Genomic DNA, 25,062 nt, shown 5'->3' with positions numbered 1-25,062 from the left:
GGTCACGCCATGATCGACACGACTTTCACCCGCGAACGAGCAGTAACGAGCAGTAGGGAATGACGAGATGACCACGATGACCCCCGAGCAGGCGGCCTGGTTCGCCCAGACCTTCGACCGCCTCGTCGGCAACGTCGGCCAGGCGGTCCTGGGCAAGGCGCCGGTGGTGCGTCTGGCCCTCACCTGCATGCTCGCCGAGGGCCACCTGCTGCTGGAGGACGCGCCGGGTACCGGCAAGACGATGCTCGCGCGCTCCATCGCGGCCTCGGTCCAGGGTTCGCACAACCGCATCCAGTTCACGCCGGACCTGCTGCCCTCCGACGTCACGGGTGTGACGATCTACGACCAGAACACGGGCAAGTTCGACTTCCACCCGGGTCCGATCTTCGCGTCCATCGTGCTGGCGGACGAGATCAACCGCGCCTCGCCGAAGACCCAGTCCGCGCTGCTCGAGGTCATGGAGGAGGGCCGGGTCACCGTCGACGGCGTCGCGCACGAGACCGGCCGCCCGTTCATGGTGCTCGCGACCCAGAACCCGATCGAGCAGGCGGGTACCTACCGCCTGCCCGAGGCGCAGCTCGACCGGTTCCTCATGAAGACGTCGGTGGGCTACCCGGACCACGCGTCCACCGTCGAGATCCTGTCCGGCGCCGCGGTCAAGGACCGCAGCAAGGTGCTGCAGCCGATCATCACGACGAAGGCCGTGACCGAGATGGCCGACCTCGCCACGACCGTGCACACCGACACCGCGGTGCTGGAGTACGTGAGCCGGCTCGGCGAGGAGACGCGCAACGCCCCCGAGGTGCGGATCGGCGTGTCGGTCCGTGGTGCGCTGGCCCTGGTGCGCTGCGCCAAGGTGTGGGCCGCGGCGCACGGCCGCAACTACGTGCTGCCCGACGACATCAAGGAGCTGGCCCAGCCCGTCTGGGGCCACCGCTTCGTGCTGGACCCCGAGGCCGAGTTCGCGGGCGCCCGCTCCGACGTCATCCTGGCCCGGATCCTGGCCGACGTCGCGGCACCGCAGGAGCGTGCCTCGGCATGACGAGCACGGGTCTCCCGGCCGGAAGCACGAGCGCCGGGTACGGGAAGAGACAGGAGAAGCCGCGCGGCCTCGGCGGAGCCGTGGCCGCCGGCCGCGCGCAGCTCCAGCGCGGCCAGCGCGGCTGGGTGACCCTGACCGCCGCCGCCCGTTCGCGGGCGGCGGCGGTCGGTCGCGTGCTCGACCCCGTGCGCCGCACGTTCAGCACGTTCGGCATCGCGGTCACGATCACGGCCGTGGCCGCGTGGGTGGCAGGTCTGCTGCTCGGCTGGCTGGAGGTCCTGGTCGCCGCGATCGTGCTCACCGTGACGCTCGTGTGCGCCATCGTGTTCGTGCTCGGCCGGTTCAAGTACGACGTCGTGCTCGACCTGGCCCAGGCCCGCGTCACGGTGGGCGACCGCGCCGTCGGGCGGCTCGACGTGCGCAACGCGTCGAGCCGCGCGCTGCTCCCCTCGGTGATGGAGCTGCCGGTCGGGAGCGGCACGGCCGCGTTCCCGGTGCCGCGCCTGCCCGGGGGCGGGTCGCACGAGGAGATCTTCACGATCCCGACGCGCCGCCGCAGCGTGATCACGGTGGGCCCCGTGAAGTCCGTGCGGGCCGACCCGCTGGGCCTGCTGCGCCGCGAGATGACGTGGACGAACGAGCAGGAGGTCTTCGTGCACCCGCGCGTCAAGAACCTCACCGGCTCCTCGACGGGCTTCCTCAAGGACCTCGAGGGCCGTGTCACCAACGACATCACCAGCTCGGACGTCAACTTCCACGCCCTGCGTGACTACGTGCCCGGCGACGACCGGCGGCACATCCACTGGAAGACGACGGCCCGCACCGGTCAGCTCATGGTGCGCCAGTTCGAGGAGACCCGGCGCTCGCACCTCGCAGTGCTGCTCTCCACGCGCGCGGAGGACTACGCGAACGGCGACGAGTTCGAGCTCGCCGTGAGCGTCTGCGGTTCCCTCGGCCTGCAGGCCATCAAGGAGGACCGGGGCGTCACCGTGCTGGTCAACGAGGCCACGCTGCGCGGCGACCACCGCACCCGCCTCATGGACGACCTGTCCCGGATCGAGCTCGAGTCCCGCAAGTCCAAGCTGGTGGACCTGGCCCGCTCGGCCGCCATGGCCGCCGCCGACTTCTCGGTGATCGCGTTCGTCATCGGCAGCCGGGTCACGCCCACCGAGCTGCGCTCGGCGTCGGCCCGGGTGCCCGCCGGGGTGCAGGTCATGGCCATCCAGTGCGTGCCGGGCGCGTCCCTCGGCCGGACCGCCATCGCCGAGCTCGGCGTGCTCACCCTGGGCCGCCTGGCCGACCTGCCCCTTGCGCTGAAGAAGATGAGCGACGGATGAGCGACGAGAACACGCGCGGGAACGTCCCGCGGCAGCCTGCCGGTGCGGGCCGGGCGTCGTCCCGCACCCGCGGCACCCGTACCGGGTACGGGACGGGCACGGGCCGCGGCACCACGCGCCGCAAGGAGGCCGAGCAGCCGCGCGCGCTGACCCGGCTGGCTCTGGTCGACGTCGCCGCGCTCGTCGTGATGCTCGGCGCCGTGGCCGTGGGCTTCGGCCCCGTGTGGGGTTCGCTGGGCTACGTGCTCCCCACGGCGGGCGGTGCCGTCGTCGGCCTGCTGGTGGCCTGGGTGGGCGCGTGGCGCAGGTTCCCCGCGGTGACCGTCACGGCCCTGGCCGTGCTTGCCTACCTCGTGCTCGGCGGCGCGCTCGCGCTGCCGCACACGACGATCGCCGGCGTGGTGCCCACCCTGGACACCCTGCGCGAGCTGCTGCTGGGTTCGGTCGAGGGCTGGAAGCAGTTCGTCACCACGGTGCCGCCCATGCGGTCCTTCCCCGATCTCGCCGTGGTGCCGTTCCTGCTCATGCTGCTCGTGGCGCTGATCTCCGGGACCATCTCCTGGCGCGCCAAGCACGCGGTGTGGGCCGTCGTACCGGTGATCGCGGGCCTGGTCGGCGTGATCCTGCTGGGTACTGTCGACCCCGCGCTGCCGGTGGTGCAGGGTCTCGTGATCGCCATCGTGGCCCTCCTGTGGGGCGCGGTGCGGGTCATGGAGGCGCGCGTCGGCACGCACTCGATCAGCACCGAGTCGAGCCGCGAGGCCACGCGCCGCCTGCGCTGGTACCGCGTCCGTACCGGCGCGACCATCCTGACCGTCGCCGCCGTCGCGGCGGGGTTCACCGCGCCCGTCCTGATGCCGCACGGGCAGCGCACCGTGCTGCGCGAGACGATCGTGCCGCCGTTCGACATCCACGAGTTCACGAGCCCGCTCGTGGCGTTCCGGCACTACGCCAAGGACCTGCGCGAGGACGAGCTGTTCACGGTCAGCGACCTGCCGGAGAACGGCCGGATCCGGCTCGCGACCCTGGACCAGTACGACGGCGTGGTCTACGACGCGTCGGGCGACGGCGGCGACACCGGCTTCTACACCCGCGTCGGCGAGGAGATCGCGACGCAGGCGGAGGGCACCCCCGCGACGTTCGAGATCACCGTGAGCGGGTACAGCGGGGTGTGGGTCCCGGAGATCGGCAGCCTGACCGGCGTGCGGTGGACCGGGCCGGACGCGACTGCCCAGACGGACGGCTCGTACTACAACTCGACCACGCACACGGCCATCACCACGGCGGGCGTGAAGGCGGGCGACACGTACACCCTGGACACCCTGGTGACCGAGGAGCCGGGTGAGGACGTGCTGAAGAAGGCCACCATCCGCGAGGCCGACCTGCCCGAGACCGAGCCGGGCGCGCTGCCGCCGGGCCTGCCGGCCAAGACCGTGCAGTTCACGGGCGAGGAGACCGACCCGGCGACCAAGCTGTTCCAGATCCGGGACGCCCTGCAGGACTACGGCGTGCTGTCCAGCGGCCTGGACGGCCAGACGCCGTCCCGGCCGGGCCACTCGGCCGAGCGCATCGACACGCTCGTCGAGGAGGAGAAGATGGTGGGCGACGACGAGCAGTTCGCCGTCGCGTTCGCCCTCATGGCCCGCCAGGCGGGCATCCCCGCCCGCGTGGTCATGGGCTTCTACCCCGACGAGAAGAGCGAGTACGAGGAGGGCGAGCCCTGGAAGGTGCTCGGCAGCGACGTGCACGCCTGGGTCGAGGTGCCGTTCAAGGAGTACGGCTGGGTGCCGATCGACGCGGTCCCGGACGAGAAGCCGCAGATCCAGCCCGAGCCGAAGAGCCAGACGGTGCCCAAGCCGCCGGTGCTCCAGGACCCGGAGCCGCCGGAGGAGCCCGACAAGGCCAAGGCCGGCAGCGTCGAGGACGACGACAAGGACGAGGCCGAGAACGACCTGTTCGACTGGGGCCTGCTCGGCATCATCCTGCTGGCGGTGGGCATCCCGCTGCTGCTGATCCTCGGCCCGATCGTGGCGATCCTGGCCTACAAGGCCCGGCGCCGGGCCAAGCGCCGCAGCGCGGAGCAGATGGCCGACCGGATCAGCGGTGGGTGGCACGAGGTGGTCGACGTCGTGACCGACCTGGGGACCACCGTTCCGCGCGGTGCGACGCGCCGCGAGAGCGCGGGCGTGATCGCCGGGGCGCACGAGGTGCCCTCGACGCTCACCCTCGCCCACCGTGCGGACGCGACGGTCTTCGGGCGTGGTGAACCCACCCAGGCCGACGTTGAGGCATTCTGGACAGAGGTGGACGAACTGGTCGGCGGACTACGCTCCACCGTAGGCACACGACGGAGGGTGCGAGCGGCGCTGTCGCTGCGTTCCGTCTGGGCACGGATCGGTGGACGCCGCGGGTTCCTCGCGGCACTCGGGGGACTCGGGTCCCGGCGGACGAAGGAGAGTCGATGACGGACGTGGTCTGCGCTGGATGTGGTTCGACGCAGGACGGGGGCTCGCCGTACTGCGGCGTGTGCGGGCGTCCCTTCCCCCGCCCCCAGACCGGTGACGTGGGCACGACCGTGCCGGAGTCGCTCTCGCACACGCGGGTCGGCATCGGCATGGTCCAGGCGGCGCCGGTCGCCTACGCCGGGACGGGCCAGCGGTTCCTCGCGGCGCTCGTCGACGGCGCGGTGATCTCGGTCGCGGCCTGGATCGTCATGATGATCGGGCTGATCAGCGCCGGTGGTGCCGGCTCGCTGCTCATGTCGCCCGACGCCATCTCGTCGGCGCTCCTGGTGCCCCAGCTCATCAGCGGCGTGCTGCTCCTGGGCTACTGGCTCGGTGTCTCGGCGTGGGAGGGCGCGACGGGCAAGACGATCGGCAACATCGTCTGCAAGATCCGCACGGTCGACGCCGTGGCGCACGACCCGATCGGGTTCGGCCGCGCGTTCCTGCGCTGGCTCATCGTCGGCCTCGGCGCCGTGGTCTGCCTGGTGGGTCAGATCCTGGTGCTCGTCTCCCCGGCGTTCGACGGCGGCGGCAAGCGGCAGGGCTGGCACGACAAGGTCGGCCGCGCCGTCGTGCTCATGGCGTCCGACGTCGCGGCGGCCCCGGCCGCTCCCGCGACCCCCGCGACGAGCTCGTCCACGGGGACGGGGACGGCGAAGGCGGCCGCCGGGACCGCGCAGGTGTGGACGGGCGCCGGCAACGGCGGCCAGGCTCCGGCCCAGCCCGCCCCGGCCCCGCAGCAGCAGGACCCGTGGGCGTTCCCTGACTCCTCGGCGGGTGCGGGCGCCGGCGCGGCCGGCGTGATCACCGGGATCCCCGGTCAGCCGTCCGCCGGTGGTGCTCCGTCGGCCGGGGGCGCGCTGCCCCCGCAGGAGGAGCCGGCCACGATCCGCCGGCCGCACCCCGGTTCGGGCGGTACGCCGCACCCGGGCCAGCCGGCGCAGCCGCCCGTGCAGCAGCCCGTGCGCCCGACGCCGCCGACCGTGCAGCAGCAGCCGGACCTGACGCAGCGTGCGCCCGTGCCGGCCCGTCCGCAGCAGCCGGTGGCGCCGCAGCCGCCGGTGCAGGCACCGGTGCCGGTGCAGCCGCCGATCCCGGTGCGGCAGCCCGAGCACGAGCAGCGGGACTCGGCGCCCATCGACATGACGCGCACCCACCTGAGCCGCCCGATGACGCCGGCGCAGGTGACCGCCGTCGTGCTGGAGGTCGAGGGCGGCGAGCGCTACGTCGTCGACACGAAGGCGCTGGTGGGCCGCAACCCGCAGGCGCCCGACGGCTCGGGCTGGATCCTCATCAAGGTCGAGGACCCGACGCGGTCGGTGTCCAAGACGCACGCCGAGCTCGGCGTCGACACCGCCGGCCTGTGGCTCACGGACCGGGGCTCCACCAACGGCACGGTCGTCTCGGCCCCCGGTCTGCCGCCGCGCGTGGCCGAGCCGGGTGCCCGCGTGCGCGTGCCGGTGGGTTCGACGATCCACGTGGGCGACCGGCGCGTCGTCGTGCACCCGCAGGCGGCGGCATGAGCCACGACGCGCTGACGCTCGCCTGGGGTGCGGCCTCCGACCGGGGGCTGCGCCGCCAGCTCAACGAGGACGGCTACTTCGCAGGCGGCGGAGCGTTCTTCGTCGCCGACGGCATGGGCGGGCACGCGGCGGGGGAGGTGGCCAGCGCGACGGCGCTGGACGCGCTGCGCCCCCTGTCGGACATCGAGCGCGTGGAGCCGCACCACGTGGAGGCGCTGCTGGAGACCGCGCAGGAGCGGGTCCGCGCCATCGAGACGTCGGGCCAGGGCCGGGGCGCGGGCACGACGCTGACCGGCGCCGTGGTCGCCTACCTCGACGACGCGCCCTACTGGCTCTTCGTGAACGTGGGCGACTCCCGCACCTACCTGCTGTCCAGCGGCGTGCTGGACCAGGTGAGCGTGGACCACTCCGAGGTCCAGGAGATGGTCGACGCCGGTACGCTCACCGCCGAGGAGGCGCGGAACCACCCGCGCCGCCACGTGATCACGCGGGCGCTGGGCGGCCGGGACGAGGCACGGGCCGACTTCCGGTACATCCCGATCGGCACGCACGACCGGATCCTGGTCTGCTCCGACGGGCTGACGGGCGAGCTCACCGACGCGCAGATCACCGAGATCATGCTGGGCCACCCCGATCCGCAGGTGGCGGCGGGCCGGCTGGTCGAGGCCGCGATCGCCGCGGGCGGGCGGGACAACATCACGGTGATCGTGGTCGACGCGACGGGCGTGGCGCACGAGACCGCGGGGTCCAGCACCGCACCGCGCGGCGGGTTCGCGGACGAGGACACGATCCCGCGGGACTGACGCCGGGCACGATGTCAGGGCCGATGTCGGAGAGGGTCAATAGAGTCTGACCCGGAAGCCTGGCACGGGGGTGTGGCAGGGGCGGGACACACGAGCAAGGAAAGAACAGGGAGGCGACCATGAGCACCTCGGACGCTGGACAGCGCACCGGGATCCGGTACACGACGGGGAAGGCGCGCGTCATCGTGCGCGGCGACGCCGTCGTCGTGCTGCCCGGTGAGGGGGCCGGGGCGGAGGGGCTCGAGCCGGTCCGGCGCCTGTGGGCGGACCTCGCCACGCCCGGTTCCGGTGTCGCGGAGGTGCTGGGTGCCCTGACGACGTCGGCGGTGGGTGGCCTCAAGGGTGTCCCGCCGTTCGCCGTGGTCGTGCTCACGCGCGCGGGGGCGGGCGAGCCGGCGAGCGCGCACGTCGTGGCGCGCGGCGACGGGCTGACCGTGACCATCGAGACGGATGCCGGGTCCCAGACCGTGTCGGGGGCGGGCGTGATCTCCTGGACCGAGCGCGTGGTCGAGGGCGTCACGGCCGTCGAGGTGGCGACGGGCGTCTCGGGCTTCGGCAGCTTCGAGGACGGCCTGCCGGTCGAGTCGGGTGTCGTGCTCGCCGGGGTGGTGCGTCACCAGGTGGTGGAGCCCTCGGCGGTGGACGAGTCGACGTCCCTGGCCGAGTCTCTGTCTGGCTCTCAGGCCGGGTCCGGACCCGTCGTGTCGTCCGGGCCCGTGGTCTCGCCGCCCGAGCCCGCGGTGCCGCCCGCACCCGTGACCTCGGCGCCCGCGCCCGTCGTGGAGCCGGACCCGGTCCCGGCGCCGTCCGCGGACACGTCGGCCCCGCTGGGCACGGTGACGATGGTGCCGGCGTCCGAGGAGACGATCACGCCCGCCGAGGAGAGCGCCGGCGAACCGGCCGCCCCGGAGCCCGAGGCCACGCCCGCCGGGGACGAGGGCCCGGATGACGACGACGACTACCTGCACCTGTGGGGTGCCACGGTGGCGCACGGTGTCGAGGCGGCCGCCGTGCGGCCCGAGAGCTCCGAGGAGCACGAGGAGGAGGCGCCCGCCCCGGCCTCGGGCGCCACGCCCGCGGTCCCGCCGCCCCCGCCTGCCCCGGCGCCCGCGCCCGCGGCGCCCGTCGCGCCCGAGGCGGACGGCATGATCTCCGGCGTCCCGATCGCCGGGGTGCCGGGCTGGTCCGGAGCCACGCCCGCCGCCGCGCACCGTGCGGCCGCCGTCGGCGCGGAGGCCGAGGAGGACGACGACCACGACGGCCACACGGTGATGTCGTCGGCGATCGCCGACCTGAAGGCTGCGGCCTCCTTGCCGTCGGCGCCGAAGTTCTCGGCGCCCGCCAACCCGAACGCCCCCAAGATCCTGGCCGTGACGTGCGAGAACGGCCACGCCAACCCGACCGCCCGCGAGAACTGCCGGGAGTGCGGCAGCCCGCTGTCGGCCGAGGCCGCGCTCGCGCCGCGCCCGTCGCTGGGCCGCATGGTCGTGACGTCCGGTGCGGCGACGGGCGGCGCGTCCGGGATCCGCGGCGGCCAGGTGGTCGAGCTCGACCGCCCGGTGATCGTCGGCCGGCGCCCCCGGACCAACAACACCTCGGCCGACCAGATGCCGCGCCTCGTGACGGTCTCCAGCCCGCAGCAGGACATCTCGCGCTCGCACACCGAGGTCTCGCTCGAGGACTGGCACGTGCTGGTGACGGACCTCGCCACCACCAACGGCACCACCCTGCTGCGCCCGGGCCAGCCCCCGCGCCGCCTGCACCCGAACGAGAAGGAGCTCGTGTCCGACGGCGACGTCGTGGACCTGGGCGACGGCGTGACCCTCACGTTCGAGGGCATCTGGTGACGGCCCCGACCAGCCCGACCACCCACGAAGGAGAAGCGTGAGCAGCAAGAGGAAGCCGTCCCCGCCACCGGAGATCGAGGGCTTCGAGTACCGCAAGCTCATCGGCTCGGGTGGTTTCTCGGACGTGTTCCTGTACGAGCAGCAGCGGCCGCGCCGGCAGGTCGCGGTCAAGGTGCTGCTCAAGGAGTGGTCCAGCGCCACGCAGCGGGCGGCGTTCGACGCCGAGGCCGACCTCATGGCGACCCTCGGCAACCACCCCTCCATCGTCACGATGTACGAGGCGGGCGTCGCCAACGACGGCCGCCCGTTCCTGGCCATGGAGTACTGCTCGCGCCCGAACCTCGGCGCGCGCTACCGGTCCGAGCGGTTCTCGGTGGCGGAGGCGCTGCGCATCACCATCCAGATCGCGGGCGCGGTCGAGACCGCCCACCGGCTCGGCATCCTGCACCGCGACCTGAAGCCGTCGAACATCCTGGTCACGCAGTTCGGGCACCCGGCCCTGACGGACTTCGGCATCTCGTCCACGGTGGACGAGGCGTCGGCGGCCGAGGGCATGTCGATCCCGTGGTCGCCGCCCGAGTCGTTCGGCGACCCGCCGATGTCGGGTATCGCGACCGACGTGTGGGCCCTGGCCGCCACCTGCTACACGCTGCTGGCCGGGCGCACACCGTTCGAGACGCCCGGCGGGTCCAACACGTCGGCGGACCTGGTGCGCCGCATCTCGCAGGACGAGCTGCCGCCGGTGAGCCGCAGCGACGTGCCGCCGTCGCTGGAGCGCGTGCTGCGCATCGCGATGTCGAAGCAGATCGCCTCGCGGTACCCGACCGTGCTGGCCTTCGCGCGCGAGCTGCAGAAGGTCCAGGTCGAGCTGTCGCGTGACGTGACCCCCATCGACCTGCTGGACGAGTCCGGCGCGATGCAGGAGGACGAGGCCGAGGCGGACGGCACCCGGCTGCGCCAGGTCGTCACGATCGACCCGGCCGGTGCCGCGGCCCAGGGCCCGAGCGCGTTCGGCCCCGGTGGCAGCTTCGGCCCGGGCGGGGCCGGGGGCGCGCTGAGTGCGGCGGCGGGTACCGCGTACGCGCCGGCTCCCGCACGTCCGGCCCCGGCGCCGGCGCCCAGCGAGTCGGAGGACACCGTCTACCGCGGCGCGGCGGACCCGGCGACGCAGGGTACGCAGGCGATGGCGGGCGCCGTCGGGCAGCAGCCCGTAGAGGCGCCCGCCCAGGCGCCCGAGGAGGAGGGGCCGCGCCGCGGCGTGTGGGCGCTCGTCGCCGGCGTGGTCGTGGTCGCCGTGGTCGGGCTCTCGGCCTGGGCCCTGACCCGGGACACCGGTGAGCCCACCGCCGAGGAGACCGGTACGACCTCGACGTTCGTGCCGCCTGCTCCGGCCGGCGGGTACGTCCCGCCGGTCGCCGAGCTCACGGGCACGGTGCAGGGCAAGCAGGCGGTGTTTTCGTGGACGGCGCCCCGGTCGCTGGAGGAGGGTGACACGTACGCGTACCGCGTGCTGGAGCTGACGGGCGATCCCGTCCCCCAGCCGGTGCCGGGCAACGGCACATCGGTCACGGTGCCGCTCAAGGGCGAGCAGCAGCTGTGCGTCGAGGTCATGGTGGTGCGGTCCAGCAAGGCGTCGAGCGGTCAGGACGCCTGCGTGACGCCGTAGGCGCGCGCACCGGCATTTCAGGCTCCGGGCGGGATCCCGCCCGGAGGAGGACACAGGGAGGTGAGTGGATGAACGGCCTTGCGATCGAGTTCGCCGGCGAGTGGTTTCGACCGTCCGAGGAGGGCGCGCCCTTCGACATCGGGCGCGAGGGTGACCTCGCGATCGACGACAACCCGTACCTGCACCGCCGCTTCCTGCGCATCACGTACGAGGACGGCATCTGGTGGCTGTCCAACGTCGGTTCCCTCATCTCGGCGACCGTGTGCGACGCGGGGGGAGGCGTGCAGTCCTGGCTCCCGCCGGGCAACCGGCTGCCCATGGTCTTCCCGACGACGTCGATCGTGTTCACGGCCGGACCCACGACGTACGAGATCACCGCGCAGCTCGACAACGCGCCGTACCACGAGATCCGCTCGGAGGACGACGACGACTCCGGGGCCACGACGATCGGCGCGATCAGCTTCACGAAGAGCCAGAAGCAGCTCATCGTGTCCCTGGCGGAGCCCATGCTGCGCCGGGAGGGCACGGGGCTGAGCGAGATCCCGTCGTCCGCGTCCGCCGCGCGCCGGCTCGGCTGGGCGAGCACGCGGTTCAACCGCAAGCTCGACAACGTGTGCGAGAAGCTCGACCGGATCGGCGTGAAGGGCCTGCGCGGCGGTCCCGGTGCGCTCGCGACCAACCGCCGTGCACGGCTCGTGGAGTACGCGGTGGCCTCGCGGCTGGTGACGCCGGCCGACCTGCCGCTCCTGGACGAGCCGGACGACGAGAAGGGGGCCACGGCATGACCGCACCCGAACGGACCACCGCTCAGGTCGTGGTGGCCTGGGTCATCGGTGGCGCCGCGATCACGTTCGTCGTCGTGGTCTTCGGCACGGTCCTGCTCACCGGCGCGGGGACCGGCAATTTCTTCGACCCCTACAGGGCGCTGGGTCGCGTCCTGACCACGGGGTCCACATGGCTCGCCACGCTCGGTGGCGGCGTGGTCGGCGGGGTGGTGGCCGCGATCGTGGTCGCCGTCCAGGACAAGCGGAAGTGACGGGGAGGATTCATGCGCGTCAAGGTGACGCTCGTACGTTCGGACGGTAGCCACGACGACGTCGTGGTGACCGCGGACGCCGGTGCTCGGATCGGTGAGATCGCCGACACGATCGCCCGGGTGGACCCGTCGGCGCCCGGCGCCGCGGGCCGGCCCCGCACGCTGGAGGCCCAGCTCCCGGGTCAGGACCGGCCCGTCCGGCTGCCCGCGGACGCCGCGCTCGGTGAGGCGTGGATCGGTTCGGGCGCGTTCGTCGCGTCCGTGGAGCAGGCGATGCCCGGCTTCGACTACCCGGGCTCGGACGCCGTCCGGGCGGCCGTCCGCATCGAGGGCGGCGGCACCGTCGAGCTCACGGAGGGCTCGTGGGTGCTCGGCCGTTCGCAGGAGTGCGACGTCGTCGTCGACGACCCGATGGTGTCGAAGCAGCACCTGCGCCTCGACGTGTCCGACGGCATCGAGGTCGTCGACCTCGGCTCGGCCAACGGCATCCTGGTCGACGGCGTGCACGTGCAGCGCCTGAAGATCGAGGGCTCGCAGCGGGTGGTCCTGGGTGACACGGCGGTGACCATCGAGAGCCGCCGCCCGGCCACGATCACGGGCGTGACGCCCAAGGCCGGACCGGTCTCGTTCACCCGGTCGCCGCGCGTCGAGGCGCGGTACCAGGGCGAGGAGTTCGAGTCGCCGGAGGCGCCCAAGGAGACGGATCCCACCGAGTTCCCGTTCCTCGCGCTGCTCGCACCCGTCCTCATGGGTGGTGCCATGTTCGTCGCCACCCAGCGGCCCATGTCCCTCCTGTTCGTGCTCATGGCGCCGCTGATGATGATCGGCAACCACGTCACGCAGAAGCGGCAGAAGCGCAAGCGCCTGGAGCGCGACGTCGAGCGGTTCGACGACAAGCTCGACTCGCTGCGCACGGTCCTCAAGGAGGAGAAGGAGACCGAGCGCAGCGTCCGCCTCCGCGAGGCTCCCGCGACGCAGCACGTGTACGTCGAGGCCATGCGCCACGGCCCGCTGCTGTGGACGCGCCGCCCCGAGCACTGGAGCTTCCTCAACGTCCGGTTCGGTCTGGGCACCATGCCGTCGCGCAACACCGTGAAGACGGGCGGCAAGGGCCAGCTCATGAAGGAGTACCAGGAGGTGCTCGACAACCTCGTCGAGCAGTACGAGGACGTCGACGGCGTGCCCGTCGTCGAGAACCTGTACGACGCCGGTGCGCTCGGCTTCGCGGGACCGCCCGCACGGGTGGTCGGCTCGCTCAACGCCGTGCTGCTGCAGCTCACCGGTCTGCACTCGCCCTCCGAGCTCGTCGTGACCAGCATCGTCAGCCCGGTGTGGACGCAGCACCTGCAGTGGCTCACCTGGATCCCGCACACGTCGTCGGCGCACAGCCCCATCGAGGGCCACCACCTCGCCGACTCCGCCTCCGGTGCACAGCGCCTGCTCGCGCAGCTCGAGGAGCTCATCTCCACCCGGCTGAAGGCGGCGCGCGGCGGCGGCCGCCGCGGCGCCATCGCCGAGGACAACGCGGCGCTCGAGCGCGGCGGCGACGTGGGCAGCAAGAACAAGACCGACACCGGTACGAAGTCCCCGGTCCCCGCGGTGGTCGTGGTCATCTCGGACGACATCGACGTGGACCGCGCCCGGCTCATCCAGCTCGCCGAGATGGGGGCCGACGCCGGCGTCTACCCGCTGTGGATCTCCGCCGAGGCAGCCGCACTGCCCGCGGCCTGCCGCACGTTCGTCGAGGTGACCCAGGAGGGCCCGCGCGTCGGCATGGTGCGGCTGGGCCGGTGGGTCGACGACATCGTGCTGGAGGAGGTGGACGGCAAGACGGCGCTGGAGTACGGCCGCCGCCTGGCCCCGGTGTTCGACGCCGGAGCCATCGTCGAGGACGCCTCCGACCTGCCGCGCTCGATCACGATGCCCGCCCTGCTGGGCCACGACCTGTTCGAGAGCGCCGACGCCGTCATGGAGCGCTGGCGCCAGAACCTGTCCGTCTACGACCGCACCGGGCACGGGGCCAAGCGCAAGCGACCCGGCTCGCTGCGCGCCATCGTCGGGTCGGCCGGTGTGGACGCGCAGCACCTCGACCTGCGTACGCAGGGTCCGCACGCCCTGGTCGGTGGCACCACGGGTGCCGGTAAGTCGGAGTTCCTCCAGGCATGGGTCCTCGCCATGGCCGCCGAGTACAGCCCGGACCGCGTGACGTTCCTGTTCGTGGACTACAAGGGTGGTTCTGCGTTCGCGGACTGCGTCAACCTGCCGCACTGCGTGGGCCTCGTGACCGACCTGTCGCCGCACCTGGTGCTCCGCGCCATCACGAGCCTCCGGGCCGAGCTGCACTACCGCGAGCACCTGTTCAACCGCAAGAAGGCCAAGGACCTGCTGGAGCTGGAGAAGCGGGGCGACCCGGAGACCCCGCCGGCCCTCGTCATCGTGATCGACGAGTTCGCCGCCCTGGTGGGTGACGTGCCCGAGTTCGTGGACGGCGTGGTCGACGTCGCCCAGCGTGGCCGCTCGCTCGGTATCCACCTGATCATGGCCACGCAGCGCCCGGCCGGTGTCATCAAGGACAACCTGCGTGCCAACACCAACATGCGTGTGGCCCTGCGCATGGCCGACGAGTCGGACTCCTCCGACGTCGTCGACGTGAAGGACGCCGCCTTCGTGGACCCCTCGATCCCCGGCCGTGGTCTCGTCAAGACCGGTCCCGGCCGCGTGCAGGCGTTCCAGTCCGGCTACGCCGGTGCCTGGAGCACCCGCGCCCCCGAGCGCGCCAAGGTGGAGGTCGCGCGTCTGCACTTCGGCCGCGAGGAGAAGTGGGAGGAGCCGGTCGTCGAGTCGGACGGCGCCGTGGAGGAGAAGGACCTCGGCCCCAACGACCAGCAGCGCCTGGTCGCCCGGGTGCAGGAGGCCTTCGAGCGGGGACGCCTGCCGATCCCGCGCCGCCCGTGGCTGGACTCGCTCGCCGACGTCTACGACCTCACGCGGCTCTACCAGCGCACCGACACCGAGCTGCTCATCGGCGTGGCCGACATGCCGGAGCAGCAGGCCCAGGCGCCGATGTACTTCAACCCCGACCAGGACGGCCACCTCGGCGTCTACGGCACCGGTGGTTCCGGCAAGTCGACCACGCTGCGCACGCTCGCCGCGGTCGCGGGCATCACGCCCCGCGGCGGCCCCGTGCACGTGTACGGCCTCGACTTCGCGGCCGGCGCGCTGCGGATGCTGGAGTCGCTGCCGCACGTGGGCACCATCGCGAAGGGCGACGACACCGAGCGCGTGGTCGGCCTGATGCGCATGCTGCGTGACGAGCTGCTGCGCCGTGGCGAGGCGTTCGCCGCGGTGAACGCCGCGAGCGTCACCGAGTACCGGCACGTCACGGGACGGCAGGACGTCCCGCGCATCCTGCTGCTCGTGGACGGGTTCTCGAACTTCCGCGACGAGTACGAGGTGGGTGCCGGCCGCGCCGAGTGGTTCGAGGCGTTCCGCGACATCCTCAACGACGGCCGCGGTCTGGGCATCCACGTGGTGTTCACCGCGGACCGGTCGGGCGCCGTGCCCACGTACGTGCGGTCGCTGGTGCAGCGCAACATCCTGCTGCGCATGACCGACGACGGGTACCTCGCGTTCAACGCGCCGCGCGACATCGTGACGCCGACGTCGCCGAGCGGCCGCGCCGTCGTCGACTCGCTCGAGGTGCAGGTCGCCGTGGTGGGCGGCACCAAGTCGGTGCAGGAGCAGGCGCTCGCCACCGACCGGCTCGCCGAGTCGATGCGGCGCGCCGGCGTGCGGCCCGCACCCGCGGTCAAGGTGCTCCCCACGGAGTACTCCGCGGCGGTCCTGCCGCCCGCGATCGACGGGCAGCCGGTGCTCGGCCTGGACAACATCGCCCTGGAGCCGCTGGGCTTCGAGCCGACGGGCACCCTCGTCGTGGCCGGCCCTCCGGGGTCGGGTCGCTCGAACGCCCTGGTGCACATCGCGCGGTCGGTCCAGCGGGCCAACCCCGGGGCGCGGCTGTACCTGTTCGCGCAGCAGCGGTCGCCGATCGCGGGCGAGGTCGCCTGGGCCGACGTCGCGATGGGCGTGGACAAGGTGGCCGAGATGGCCAAGGAGCTCCTGGCGGCGGTCCAGGACGAGGACACCACGCCGGGCATCGTCGTCGTCATCGAGGGGCTCAACGACTACCTCCAGACGCCGGCGGACAAGGCGATCCAGGACCTCACCAAGGCCATGAAGAAGTCGGACCACCTGCTCGTGGCCGAGGCCGAGACCGGCTCGTGGGGTGCCACGTGGCCGCTGCTGTCGGAGGTCAAGAGCGGCCGCCGGGGTCTGCTGCTGCAGCCGGAGAACCTGGACGGCGACACGATCCTCAAGACGTCGCTGCCCCGCGCCGCCAAGGGCGAGTTCCCCGTGGGGCGCGGCGCCTGGGTGGCACGGGGCAAGAGCGTGCGCGTGCAGGTGCCGCTGGTGCTCGGGTCGGACGGCTGACCTGCGCTCGCGGGGCGGTCATGGGGAGTGCTCCCCATGGCCGCCCCGCGAGCGTGGCCGATACGGTTCTGCCCAGATACGAGACCCGACCGAGGAAGCAGGGGGTGAACGATGGCTGGCTACGATCTGTCGATCGACATGGAGCAGCTGACGGCGCTCAAGGATGACCTGAAGGCCATCACGAGCGAGCTGGAGAACGCCGACGGCAACGCCCAGGCGGCGGCCGACGCCACCGGCCACGACGAGCTGCGTGACCGCGTGAACGACTTCGCCGACAAGTGGGAGATCAAGCGCGGCGAGATGCTCGAGAACGTCAAGAAGCTGTCCGACATCATCACGCAGATCGTGGACACCTTCAAGGAGATCGACGCCGGGCTCGGCAAGGCGCTCGAAGACGCCGCGTCGAAGAAGTAGGGGGAGCGGCGATGAGCGACAGGCAGTGGGAGGAGCTCGACGGTGAACCCGGCACCGTCGAGGCGAAGGGCCGTAAGTACACGGAGCTGGCGGAGGCGATCGCGCGGTCGGTGACGACCCTGCAGCAGATCGTCGACGACACGAACACGACGGCCAAGTCGATGGACAAGACGCGCAAGCTTGCGGGCGACGTGCGCGAGGACATCGAGAAGGCGCGTCAGCGGTACTCGTACACCGGTGAGGCGCTGAGCGCCTACGGGGCGTCGCTGCGCGCGGCGAAGAACGAGGCCGACCCGGCCGCGGCCCGGCTGCGGACGCTGCGCGCCGACCTCGAGACCGCGCAGGCCACCGCGCGGAACGCCGAGAGCGGCGTGGACGACCTGCCGGACGACGCGAGCGACGCGGACAAGGCGGACGCCCAGCGCGCGCAGACGAACGCGAACACCGCGGTGGCCGACCTGCAGCGCGAGATCACGAACGCCGAGGCCGAGTGGAACAGCGGGCACGGCGACAAGGACACGGCAGCGCGTTCCGCGATCTCGAAGATCGAGGAGGTCGTCAGCGGCGACAAGGTCAACGGGCTCGAGGACAGCCGCTGGGACAAGTTCAAGGACTGGGCCGCGGGTGCGCTCAAGGTCATCAAGATCATCTGCGACGTCGCCGGCATCCTGGCGATCTTCCTGTCGTGGGTGCCGATCCTCGGCCAGGTGCTCCTGGTGCTCGCCGCGATCGGGTCGATCATCGCGATCGTCGAGAACATCGTGAAGATCGCCCGCGAGGGCTTCAGCTGGGGTGCGGTCCTCGGGATCGGCCTGGGCGTGATGGGCCTCTTCGGCGGCAAGGCGATCGGCTCGCTGGCGAAGTACGCGAAGGCGCGCTCGGTGGTCCAGACCGCGGGCCGCATGAGCAACTCCGCCGCCAAGGCGAAGTTCGGCACGGCGCTGCTGAAGTCCTCGCGCAAGACGCTCGCCATGACCAAGGGGCAGCGCGTCGGCGAGGTGCTCAAGTCCCCGTTCGTGCGGTCCGCCGGCGACAAGGCCGTGGCGGGCATGTTCAAGAACGGTCTCTACAAGAACGCCTTCACGTCCTGGCGGGGCTCGCACTTCCCGCTCCCGTTCAAGGACGGCGGCGCGCGGTTCGCGGTCGGCAACGACGACGTCGTGGACATGATGAGCCACTTCGCACAGTCCGGTCTGCGGATCGACAACGTGACGAGCACGGCGCAGTCCATCGCGACCGTCGGCGCGGTCTTCCACCAGACCACCAGCCTGGCGGTCGGTGCCGGCAAGCTCGGCACCGCCATCAGCGGCGGCGACGGGTGGGGCACCTTCGGCGAGGGCAACTCCCTGGCCACCGGCGCGGCCGGCGGCGACTGGGGGAAGATCACGGGCCTGCCGGGTACGGTGGCGGGATGGTGAGCAACCGCATCGCAGGCTTCGAGCTGCGCCTCCCGGAGTCGTGGCACGTCGTCCCGACAGAGATACCGGACCAGATCGAGGACTGGGCACGGTCCACCGCCGCGGCCCTGGTCAGCGGGGCCCCGGTGCCGGAGCGCCCCGACGCGATGGTCGAGGACGTCACGGACATCCTCGCCGAGCAGCTCGCCGACGTGGCGAAGGCCGTCGTGGACACCCGGATCGGCGGCCTGCAGACCGCGGTGCTCGTGCGGCACCCCGAGATCGGTGCCGTCGACGCGATGGTGACCGTGGGGGCCACGGAGGACCTCGCGCTCGACGCCTTCGCCGCGCAGCTCCAGGCCATCGTCGAGAACTCCGAGGAGCACGACTTCGCGTTCGCGGGCCGCATCGACGGCACGTCCGACGCCGGACAGGTCACGGGTCTGCACTCGATGATCAGCCACTTCGGCGACCTCGGGATGGAGGGCACCGCGGTCCTGGAGGAACGCGTGATCCTCGGCGTCTTCCCCGCCGGGTGCGCGGACATGGTCGAGGTGACCGCGATCGCCCGCAGCGTCGGGACGTTCGACGACATGCCGCAGGAGATGATCGACCTGCTCGCGGGACTCGCCGTGGAACTGGAGGCAGCATGACGCAGGACGCGAACCACGACGTGAAGGTCCTCGGCCGCGAGGTCCGGGTCATCGTGCCCGGTACCTGGGTCAACATCCCGCTCGACAGCCCCGAGAAGGCCGGCGCCTTCATCAAGCGCCTGGTGCGTGAGCAGGTCGGGCCGGCGGACCGGCTCGCGCGCATGCGGCGTCAGGCGGTGGAGGAGATGTTCGGCACCGCGCGGGACGCGGCGTCGATCGGCGTGCACACCTACCTGATGTCGCTCGAGCTCGCGCCCGGCGTGCCGTTCCCCGCGGCCCTGCTGATGGCCGACGACGAGTGGCCTCCGGCCACCCGCCAGCTGGTGGCCGACGGCGACTTCGCGGGGGCGCTGAAGCTGGCCTACCCCGAGGGCGAGGTCGCGGTGCAGAGCAACGGCCTGCCGGCCGCTCGTATCTCCGAGATGACGCAGGGCCAGGCCGGCGAGGGCGAGGAGGCGGTGGAGGTGCTCACGATGCGCCTCGAGTACCACATGCCCCACCCGGCCGACTCGTCGAAGATGCTCTTCGTCCGGGTCAACGTTCCCGACATCCCGTCGGCCGAGCCGTTCGCCATGCTCTTCGACGAGATCGTCGACTCGATCATGTTCCTGGACGACCGCGACGCCCCGGCAGACGCGGTGGCCCCGGTGGCGACCGCGCCAGCGACGGCCTGACGCCGCCGGCGGGCCGCGCGGGCCTTGTCGGTGGCACCGCCCGGCGGATGGGGAGCGGTACCCATCGACGCGGTGCGGGCGTGGCTCTACCGTCGTGGTGGACGGATCGGCCGTGGACGGTCGTGCACTGAGATCGACATCCGAGCTGGGCAAGGGGCGCCGAGGGCGCGGTAACGATGTAGGAGAGCAGCGATGAGCGACAGGCAGTGGGAGGAGCTCGACGGTGAACCCGGCACCGTCGAGGCGAAGGGCCGCAGGTACACCGAGCTCGCCGAGGCGATCGCGCGGTCGGTGACGACGCTGCAGCAGATCGTGGACGACACGAACACCACGGCGAAGTCGATGGACAAGACGCGTACGCTCGCCGGCCAGGTCCGCGAGGACATCGAGAAGGCGCGTCAGCGCTACTCCCAGACCGGCGAGGCGCTCACCAGCTACGGCGCCTCGCTGCGAGCCGCGAAGAACGAGGCCGATCCGGCTGCCCAGCGGCTGCGGACCCTCCGGGCGGACCTCGAGACCGCCCAGGCCACCGCGCAGAGCGCCGAGAGCGGCGTCGACGACCTGCCCAAGGACGCGAGCGACGCGGACAAGGCCGACGCGCAGCGCGCGCAGACGAACGCGAACAACGCCGTGAGTGATCTCCAGGGGCAGATCACCCAGGCGGAGTCGGAGTGGAACAGCGGGCACGGCGACAAGGACACGGCGGCGCGCACGGCCATCTCGAAGATCGAGGAGGTCGTCAGCGGCGACAAGGTCAACGGGCTCGAGGACAGCGGCTGGGACAAGTTCAAGAACGTCGTCAAGGGCGTCTACAAGGTCTTCAAGATCATCTGCGACATCGCGGGCATCCTGGCGATCTTCCTGTCCTGGGTGCCGATCCTCGGCCAGGTCCTGATGGTGCTCGCGGCGATCGGCTCGATCATCTCCATCATCGAGAACATCGTGAAGTTCGCCCGCGGCGAGATCGGGTTCGGTGCGATGCTGCTCGGCGTCGGCCTGGGCGTGATGGGTCTCTTCGGCGGCAAGGCGATCGGTTCGGTCGCCAAGTACGCGAAGGCTCGCTCGGTGGTCCAGACGGCGGGCCGGATGAGCAACTCGGCCGCCAAGGCGAAGTTCGGTGCCGCGCTGCTGAAGTCGTCGCGCAAGACGTTCGCGATGACGAAGGGTCAGCGCGTCGGCGAGGTGCTCAAGTCCCCGTTCGTGCGGTCGGCCGGCGACAAGGCGGTGGCGGGCATGTTCAAGAACGGCCTGTACAAGAACGCCTTCAAGTCGTGGCAGGGCTCCAAGTTCCCGCTGCCGTACAAGGACGGTGGGGCACGGTTCGCGCTGGGCAACGACGACGTCGTGGACATGATGAAGCACATGAGCCAGTCCGGGCTGCGGATCGACGGCGTGACCAGCGCCGCCCAGTCCATCGCGTCCGTCGGCGCCGTCTTCAACCAGGCCGCGACCCTCGGCAACAACGCCGCGAAGCTCGGCACGAGCATCGGCGGCGGCGACGGGTGGGGCGGTTTCAGCAGCGGCAACTCGCTGGCGACCAGCGGCGCCGGTGGGTCCTGGGGCAAGATCACCGGGCTGCCCGGCAACATCAACACCGCGGTGACCGGCCTGACCGACACGTTCGGCCACGACGGCTACGTGGCGGGCAAGTGGTGACCCGGCCGGCATGACGGCGACGGACGACGGGGCCGCCCCACCCTCGGTGGTGGGGCGGCCCCGTCGTCCGTCGCCGGCTCAGTCGTCGGAGCTCTGGTCGCCCGTCCGGCCGGCGGCCTTGTTCGTGCGCCGCACCATGGACAGCCCGGCCCAGACGGAGATGACCAGGATCAGCCCGATGACGGTCACCCAGCCGCCGAGCGAGACGAAGAGATCGGTCGCCGCGACGTTCAGGACCACGCCGAGCACGCAGATCACGGCGGCAGCGGCCAACGCGTACATCGACGGCCGCGCGGCCCTGTTCAGCTCGGCGTCCTGCTCGGCCTTCCGCTTGTCACTCATCGCTTGCGCTCCTGTCGGTTGGTGGCGTGCCGTGCGTGTGTCGTGCGTACCTGGTGGACCCTAGTCTGCCGGGCCGAGCGGGTGAACTTCAGAAACGCCGGACCGGTGGTCCGGCACAAGGTCCGGCCGCTAGCGTGGGCGGCCGGACGACGCGATCAAGGGGGAGAAGCGATGACGGTGGCCGGAGACCGCACGAGGTCGACGAACGACGGGCGGCGGCCCGGGTCTGCGAGCCTGGCCCTGCGGCCGCTGGGCTACCTGCTGATCGGTCTGGTCTGGTCCGCGATCTGGCTGCTCGCCGTCGCGCTCCTGGTGGGTTCGGTCCCGTACCTGGCGTTCGTCGACTCGGACGGTCTGGTCGAGGGCGTGGGGGACAGGCTCTCGAACCCGGTCGAGGCCGTCGTGTTCGTCGGGATCCTGCTGCCGATCCTGGTGGCCGCTGTCGGCGCCGGCGGCTGGTACGTGCTGACCGCCTCCTGGCCGCTGGCCGTGCTCTCGTTCACCTACGTGCTGCGGGCGCTCAACACGTCCTACGCGGGCGAGAAGCTGTCGTACACCGCCCGGGCGGCGTGGGGCAGCACGATCGGGCCGCCCACGGTGAGCGGTGTGGCGCTGTCGCTCCAGCCCGTGCGGCCCACGCCGTTCACGGACCGCGTCATGCGCTTCTACGTCGCGGGATGGAGCCTGAACGGGCGGATGATCCTCGCGATGCTGCCGGCCGGCGCCGCCTGGGTGACCGCCGTCGGTGCGCTCGCCCCGAGCGTTCCCGAGGTGCTGCACGTCGTGTTCGGTGCGCTGACGGTGCTGCTCCTCGGTGCGTCGTGGACCCTGGGCGTCCGCGCGTTCCGCGCGAGCGTGCCCGCGGCCAGTGCCGGTGCCGGCATCTCGGCGATGTCCGCGGGCCGGCGCGCAGAGCGCCTGGAAGAGCTGAAGAAGCAGCGCGAACGCCGGCTCCGCAACGGCTGAACGGCTCTGGCGTGGGCTGATGGGTAGGGGTCCCCATCGACCGGTGTGTGGGGTGCCGTTACTGTCGGGGTAGTCGGATCGGCCGTGGGGGCCGGCCGGGATCTGAAGAAGGGGTAATTTCATGGCGAACATGAACGTGACCTACGAGGAGCTTCGGGGCACCGCTGGTCAGCTGCGTAACGGGCAGACCGCGATCATGGACCAGCTGACGAACCTGTCGTCGCAGGTGAACAACCTGGTGGCCTCTGGTTTCCAGACGGACCAGGCCTCGGGCAAGTTCCAGCAGTCGTACGAGGAGTTCACGACGGGCGCGAAGCAGGCCATCGAGGGTATCGAGGGCATGGCGTCGTTCCTGGAGCAGGCTGCCACGACGCTGCAGGACGCGGACTCGCAGCTGGCCTCGGGCATCTGAGACCCGCGCCGCGCACGGCGCGTGCGGGGGCGGTTCCGGACCAGGTCCGGAACCGCCCCCGCCGCTGTTTCGCCGGCCGTGTCCGCAGCAATATTCGTGGCGGTCGTGCCGGGCGTGGGGTAATTTCGCCCGGGGCCGGCGATCCGGCCCGCGGTACGGGCCGGCACGGTGTTCCACCGGCCTCGTCCCCGCTCCGGGCTGATGGGTGCTGATGGGTAGGGGTCCCCATCGACCGGTGTGTGGGGTGCCGTTACTGTCGGGGTAGTCGGATCGGCCGTGGGGGCCGGCCGGGATCTGAAGAAGGGGTAATTTCATGGCGAACATGAACGTGACCTACGAGGAGCTTCGGGGCACCGCTGGTCAGCTGCGTAACGGGCAGACCGCGATCATGGACCAGCTGACGAACCTGTCGTCGCAGGTGAACAACCTGGTGGCCTCTGGTTTCCAGACGGACCAGGCCTCGGGCAAGTTCCAGCAGTCGTACGAGGAGTTCACGACGGGCGCGAAGCAGGCCATCGAGGGTATCGAGGGCATGGCGTCGTTCCTAGAGCAGGCTGCCACGACGCTGCAGGACGCGGACTCGCAGCTGGCCTCGGGCATCTGAGACCCGCGCCGCGCACCGCGGCGTGCGAATGCCCTCTCCCGACGACGGGGGAGGGCATTCCTGCGTCTCCGCCGGTTGTTCTCCACAACCCCCGCACGTCCAGCCCGCGAGAGCCCGTGAGGTGCGCCTAACCCGGTCGGTAGAATCGTCAGCGGCCTTCGCTTCCCTCCTGACCTCTCGACCGGAAGGCGCCCCTTCGTGAGCACCACCCGACCCCTGCGCGTCGCCGTCGTCGGCGCCGGCCCTGCCGGCATCTACGCGAGCGACATCCTGTCCAAGACCGACCTCGACGTGAGCATCGACCTGTTCGAGCGGCTCCCCGCGCCGTTCGGTCTGGTGCGGTACGGCGTGGCCCCGGACCACCCGCGCATCAAGCAGATCATCGTCGCGCTCCACAAGGTGCTGAGCCGCGGAGACATCCGCCTGCTGGCCAACGTGGACTACGGCGTGGACGTGAAGCTCGAGGACCTGCGGCAGTTCTACGACGCCGTGATCTTCTCCACCGGTTCCATCAAGGACGCCGAGCTGGACATCCCCGGCATCGACCTCGACGGCTCCTACGGTGCCGCGGACTTCGTGTCCTGGTACGACGGTCACCCCGACGTGCCGCGCACCTGGCCCCTGGAGGCCGAGCAGGTGGCCGTGATCGGCGCCGGCAACGTCGCCCTCGACGTCGCCCGCATCCTCGCCAAGCACGCGGACGACCTGCTGCCCACCGAGATCCCGGCCAACGTGCACGAGATCCTGAAGGCCTCCCCGGTCACGGACGTGCACGTGTTCGCGCGCCGCGGCCCGGCGCAGGTCAAGTTCTCGCCGCTGGAGCTGCGCGAGCTGGGCCACGTGCCCGACGTCGACATCGTGGTGTACCCGGAGGACTTCGACTTCGACGAGGGCTCCGAGGCGGCGATCAACTCGTCCAACCAGACCAAGCAGGTCGTCAAGACCCTGGTGGACTGGACGCTCAAGGACCCGGCGCAGAACACGGCGTCGCGTCGCCTGCACCTGCACTTCCTGCACGCTCCCGCCGAGGTGCTCGGCGAGAACGGCAAGGTGGTCGGGTTCCGCACCGAGCGCACCGCGCTGCAGGGCGACGGCACCGTCAAGGGCACCGGCGAGTTCACCGACTGGCCGGTCCAGGCCGTCTACCGGGCCGTGGGCTACTTCGGCTCGTCCCTGCCGGAGATCCCGTACGACGACGTCAAGGGCGTCATCACCAACCGCGAGGGCCGCGTCGTCGACATCGACGGCAACCAGGTCCCGGGCGTCTACGCGACCGGCTGGATCAAGCGCGGCCCGGTGGGCCTCATCGGCCACACCAAGTCGGACGCGTCGGAGACCATCCGGCACCTCGTCGAGGACGTCACGGGCGTGGCCGACGGCGAGGCGCCCGGCGACCTCGACGGCGGCCGCACCGCGCCGCAGGGCTCGCCGGAAGCCGTCACCGAGTTCCTCGCCGCCAAGGGCGTGGAATACATCGAGTGGTCCGGCTGGGAGCTGCTGGACGCGCACGAGCGGGCGCTCGGCGAGGCCGAGGGCCGCGAGCGGATCAAGGTCGTCCCGCGCGACGAGATGGTGACGATCAGCCGCACCCGCTGACGGCTGCCGCCCAGCCATCACCCAGGGAAAGTGCCCGGAGGACCCAGGTCCTCCGGGCACTATCGTCTGTCAGGGGTGGTGCACCCGGCGGGAACCCAC

Annotated in this window: 20 protein-coding genes; 19 read left to right on the top strand and 1 reads right to left on the bottom strand. The window is 71.8% G+C overall.

Annotated elements, in window-relative coordinates:
• Window positions 1-67 precede the first annotated feature (67 nt).
• The 15 genes from ACO229_RS18980 to ACO229_RS18910 all read left to right on the top strand — a co-directional run bounded on the left by ACO229_RS18980 (window position 68) and on the right by ACO229_RS18910 (window position 21,043).
• Entirely contained in the window at window positions 68-1,042 is a 975-nt protein-coding gene (locus tag ACO229_RS18980; RefSeq protein ID WP_397433010.1) for an AAA family ATPase, read from the top strand.
• Complete coding sequence (locus ACO229_RS18975; protein ID WP_397433011.1) at window positions 1,039-2,379, top strand: DUF58 domain-containing protein; 1,341 nt, start codon at window positions 1,039-1,041, stop codon at window positions 2,377-2,379. Before ACO229_RS18980 ends, ACO229_RS18975 begins: the two co-directional genes overlap by 4 nt.
• Window positions 2,376-4,844 carry a transglutaminaseTgpA domain-containing protein gene (locus ACO229_RS18970; protein WP_423462459.1) on the top strand — a complete coding sequence of 823 codons (2,469 nt, stop codon included), beginning with the start codon at window positions 2,376-2,378 and terminating at the stop codon, window positions 4,842-4,844. Before ACO229_RS18975 ends, ACO229_RS18970 begins: the two co-directional genes overlap by 4 nt.
• Window positions 4,841-6,406, top strand: a complete 1,566-nt coding sequence (locus ACO229_RS18965; RefSeq protein WP_423462458.1) for an RDD family protein — start codon at window positions 4,841-4,843, stop codon at window positions 6,404-6,406. Before ACO229_RS18970 ends, ACO229_RS18965 begins: the two co-directional genes overlap by 4 nt.
• Entirely contained in the window at window positions 6,403-7,209 is an 807-nt protein-coding gene (locus ACO229_RS18960; RefSeq protein ID WP_397433015.1) for a PP2C family protein-serine/threonine phosphatase, read from the top strand. The genes ACO229_RS18965 and ACO229_RS18960 overlap by 4 nt, the downstream gene beginning before the upstream one ends.
• Before the next feature lie 119 nt (window positions 7,210-7,328).
• A complete protein-coding gene (locus tag ACO229_RS18955) occupies window positions 7,329-9,056 on the top strand; it encodes an FHA domain-containing protein (protein ID WP_423462457.1) in 1,728 nt (575 codons plus the stop codon).
• Between the two features lie 37 nt (window positions 9,057-9,093).
• The gene (locus ACO229_RS18950; RefSeq protein ID WP_423462456.1) at window positions 9,094-10,722 is read left to right on the top strand and encodes a serine/threonine-protein kinase; all 1,629 of its coding nucleotides are present in this window, start codon (window positions 9,094-9,096) and stop codon (window positions 10,720-10,722) included.
• A gap of 68 nt (window positions 10,723-10,790) precedes the next feature.
• Window positions 10,791-11,507: a hypothetical protein gene (locus tag ACO229_RS18945; protein WP_397418874.1), complete on the top strand. Its 717-nt coding sequence runs from the start codon at window positions 10,791-10,793 to the stop codon at window positions 11,505-11,507.
• On the top strand, window positions 11,504-11,758 hold the full coding sequence (locus ACO229_RS18940; protein ID WP_397418876.1) for a hypothetical protein: 255 nt from the start codon (window positions 11,504-11,506) through the stop codon (window positions 11,756-11,758). Before ACO229_RS18945 ends, ACO229_RS18940 begins: the two co-directional genes overlap by 4 nt.
• A 12-nt stretch (window positions 11,759-11,770) precedes the next feature.
• A complete protein-coding gene (locus ACO229_RS18935; protein ID WP_423462455.1) occupies window positions 11,771-16,249 on the top strand; it encodes an FtsK/SpoIIIE domain-containing protein in 4,479 nt (1,492 codons plus the stop codon).
• 111 nt (window positions 16,250-16,360) lie between these two features.
• Window positions 16,361-16,663, top strand: coding sequence for a hypothetical protein (locus ACO229_RS18930; protein ID WP_119140008.1), 303 nt, complete (start codon window positions 16,361-16,363; stop codon window positions 16,661-16,663).
• Window positions 16,664-16,674: 11 nt separating this feature from the next.
• Window positions 16,675-18,081, top strand: a complete 1,407-nt coding sequence (locus tag ACO229_RS18925; protein ID WP_397418880.1) for a hypothetical protein — start codon at window positions 16,675-16,677, stop codon at window positions 18,079-18,081.
• A complete protein-coding gene (locus ACO229_RS18920) occupies window positions 18,075-18,713 on the top strand; it encodes a hypothetical protein (RefSeq protein ID WP_397418882.1) in 639 nt (212 codons plus the stop codon). The genes ACO229_RS18925 and ACO229_RS18920 overlap by 7 nt, the downstream gene beginning before the upstream one ends.
• A complete protein-coding gene (locus tag ACO229_RS18915) occupies window positions 18,710-19,387 on the top strand; it encodes a hypothetical protein (protein WP_423462454.1) in 678 nt (225 codons plus the stop codon). The genes ACO229_RS18920 and ACO229_RS18915 overlap by 4 nt, the downstream gene beginning before the upstream one ends.
• Window positions 19,388-19,579: 192 nt before the next feature.
• Entirely contained in the window at window positions 19,580-21,043 is a 1,464-nt protein-coding gene (locus ACO229_RS18910; RefSeq protein ID WP_397433020.1) for a hypothetical protein, read from the top strand.
• A gap of 78 nt (window positions 21,044-21,121) precedes the next feature.
• Here ACO229_RS18910 and ACO229_RS18905 read toward each other — a convergent pair whose 3' ends face one another.
• A complete protein-coding gene (locus ACO229_RS18905) occupies window positions 21,122-21,385 on the bottom strand; it encodes a hypothetical protein (protein WP_423462453.1) in 264 nt (87 codons plus the stop codon).
• 171 nt (window positions 21,386-21,556) lie between these two features.
• On the opposite strand from ACO229_RS18905, the gene ACO229_RS18900 reads away from it, so the two are divergent.
• From ACO229_RS18900 to ACO229_RS18885, 4 genes are all read left to right on the top strand, one after another.
• On the top strand, window positions 21,557-22,351 hold the full coding sequence (locus tag ACO229_RS18900) for a hypothetical protein (protein WP_423462452.1): 795 nt from the start codon (window positions 21,557-21,559) through the stop codon (window positions 22,349-22,351).
• Window positions 22,352-22,472: 121 nt separating this feature from the next.
• Window positions 22,473-22,763, top strand: a complete 291-nt coding sequence (locus tag ACO229_RS18895) for a WXG100 family type VII secretion target (protein WP_397418892.1) — start codon at window positions 22,473-22,475, stop codon at window positions 22,761-22,763.
• A gap of 313 nt (window positions 22,764-23,076) precedes the next feature.
• The gene (locus ACO229_RS18890; protein WP_397418892.1) at window positions 23,077-23,367 is read left to right on the top strand and encodes a WXG100 family type VII secretion target; all 291 of its coding nucleotides are present in this window, start codon (window positions 23,077-23,079) and stop codon (window positions 23,365-23,367) included.
• 198 nt (window positions 23,368-23,565) lie between these two features.
• Entirely contained in the window at window positions 23,566-24,963 is a 1,398-nt protein-coding gene (locus tag ACO229_RS18885; protein ID WP_423462451.1) for an FAD-dependent oxidoreductase, read from the top strand.
• Window positions 24,964-25,062: the final 99 nt, after the last annotated feature.

Origin of the sequence: Promicromonospora sp. MS192, from assembly GCF_049532985.1 — a bacterium.
Taxonomy (GTDB): Bacteria; Actinomycetota; Actinomycetes; order Actinomycetales; family Cellulomonadaceae; genus Promicromonospora.
This window is presented reverse-complemented; position numbering and strand designations above follow the sequence as displayed.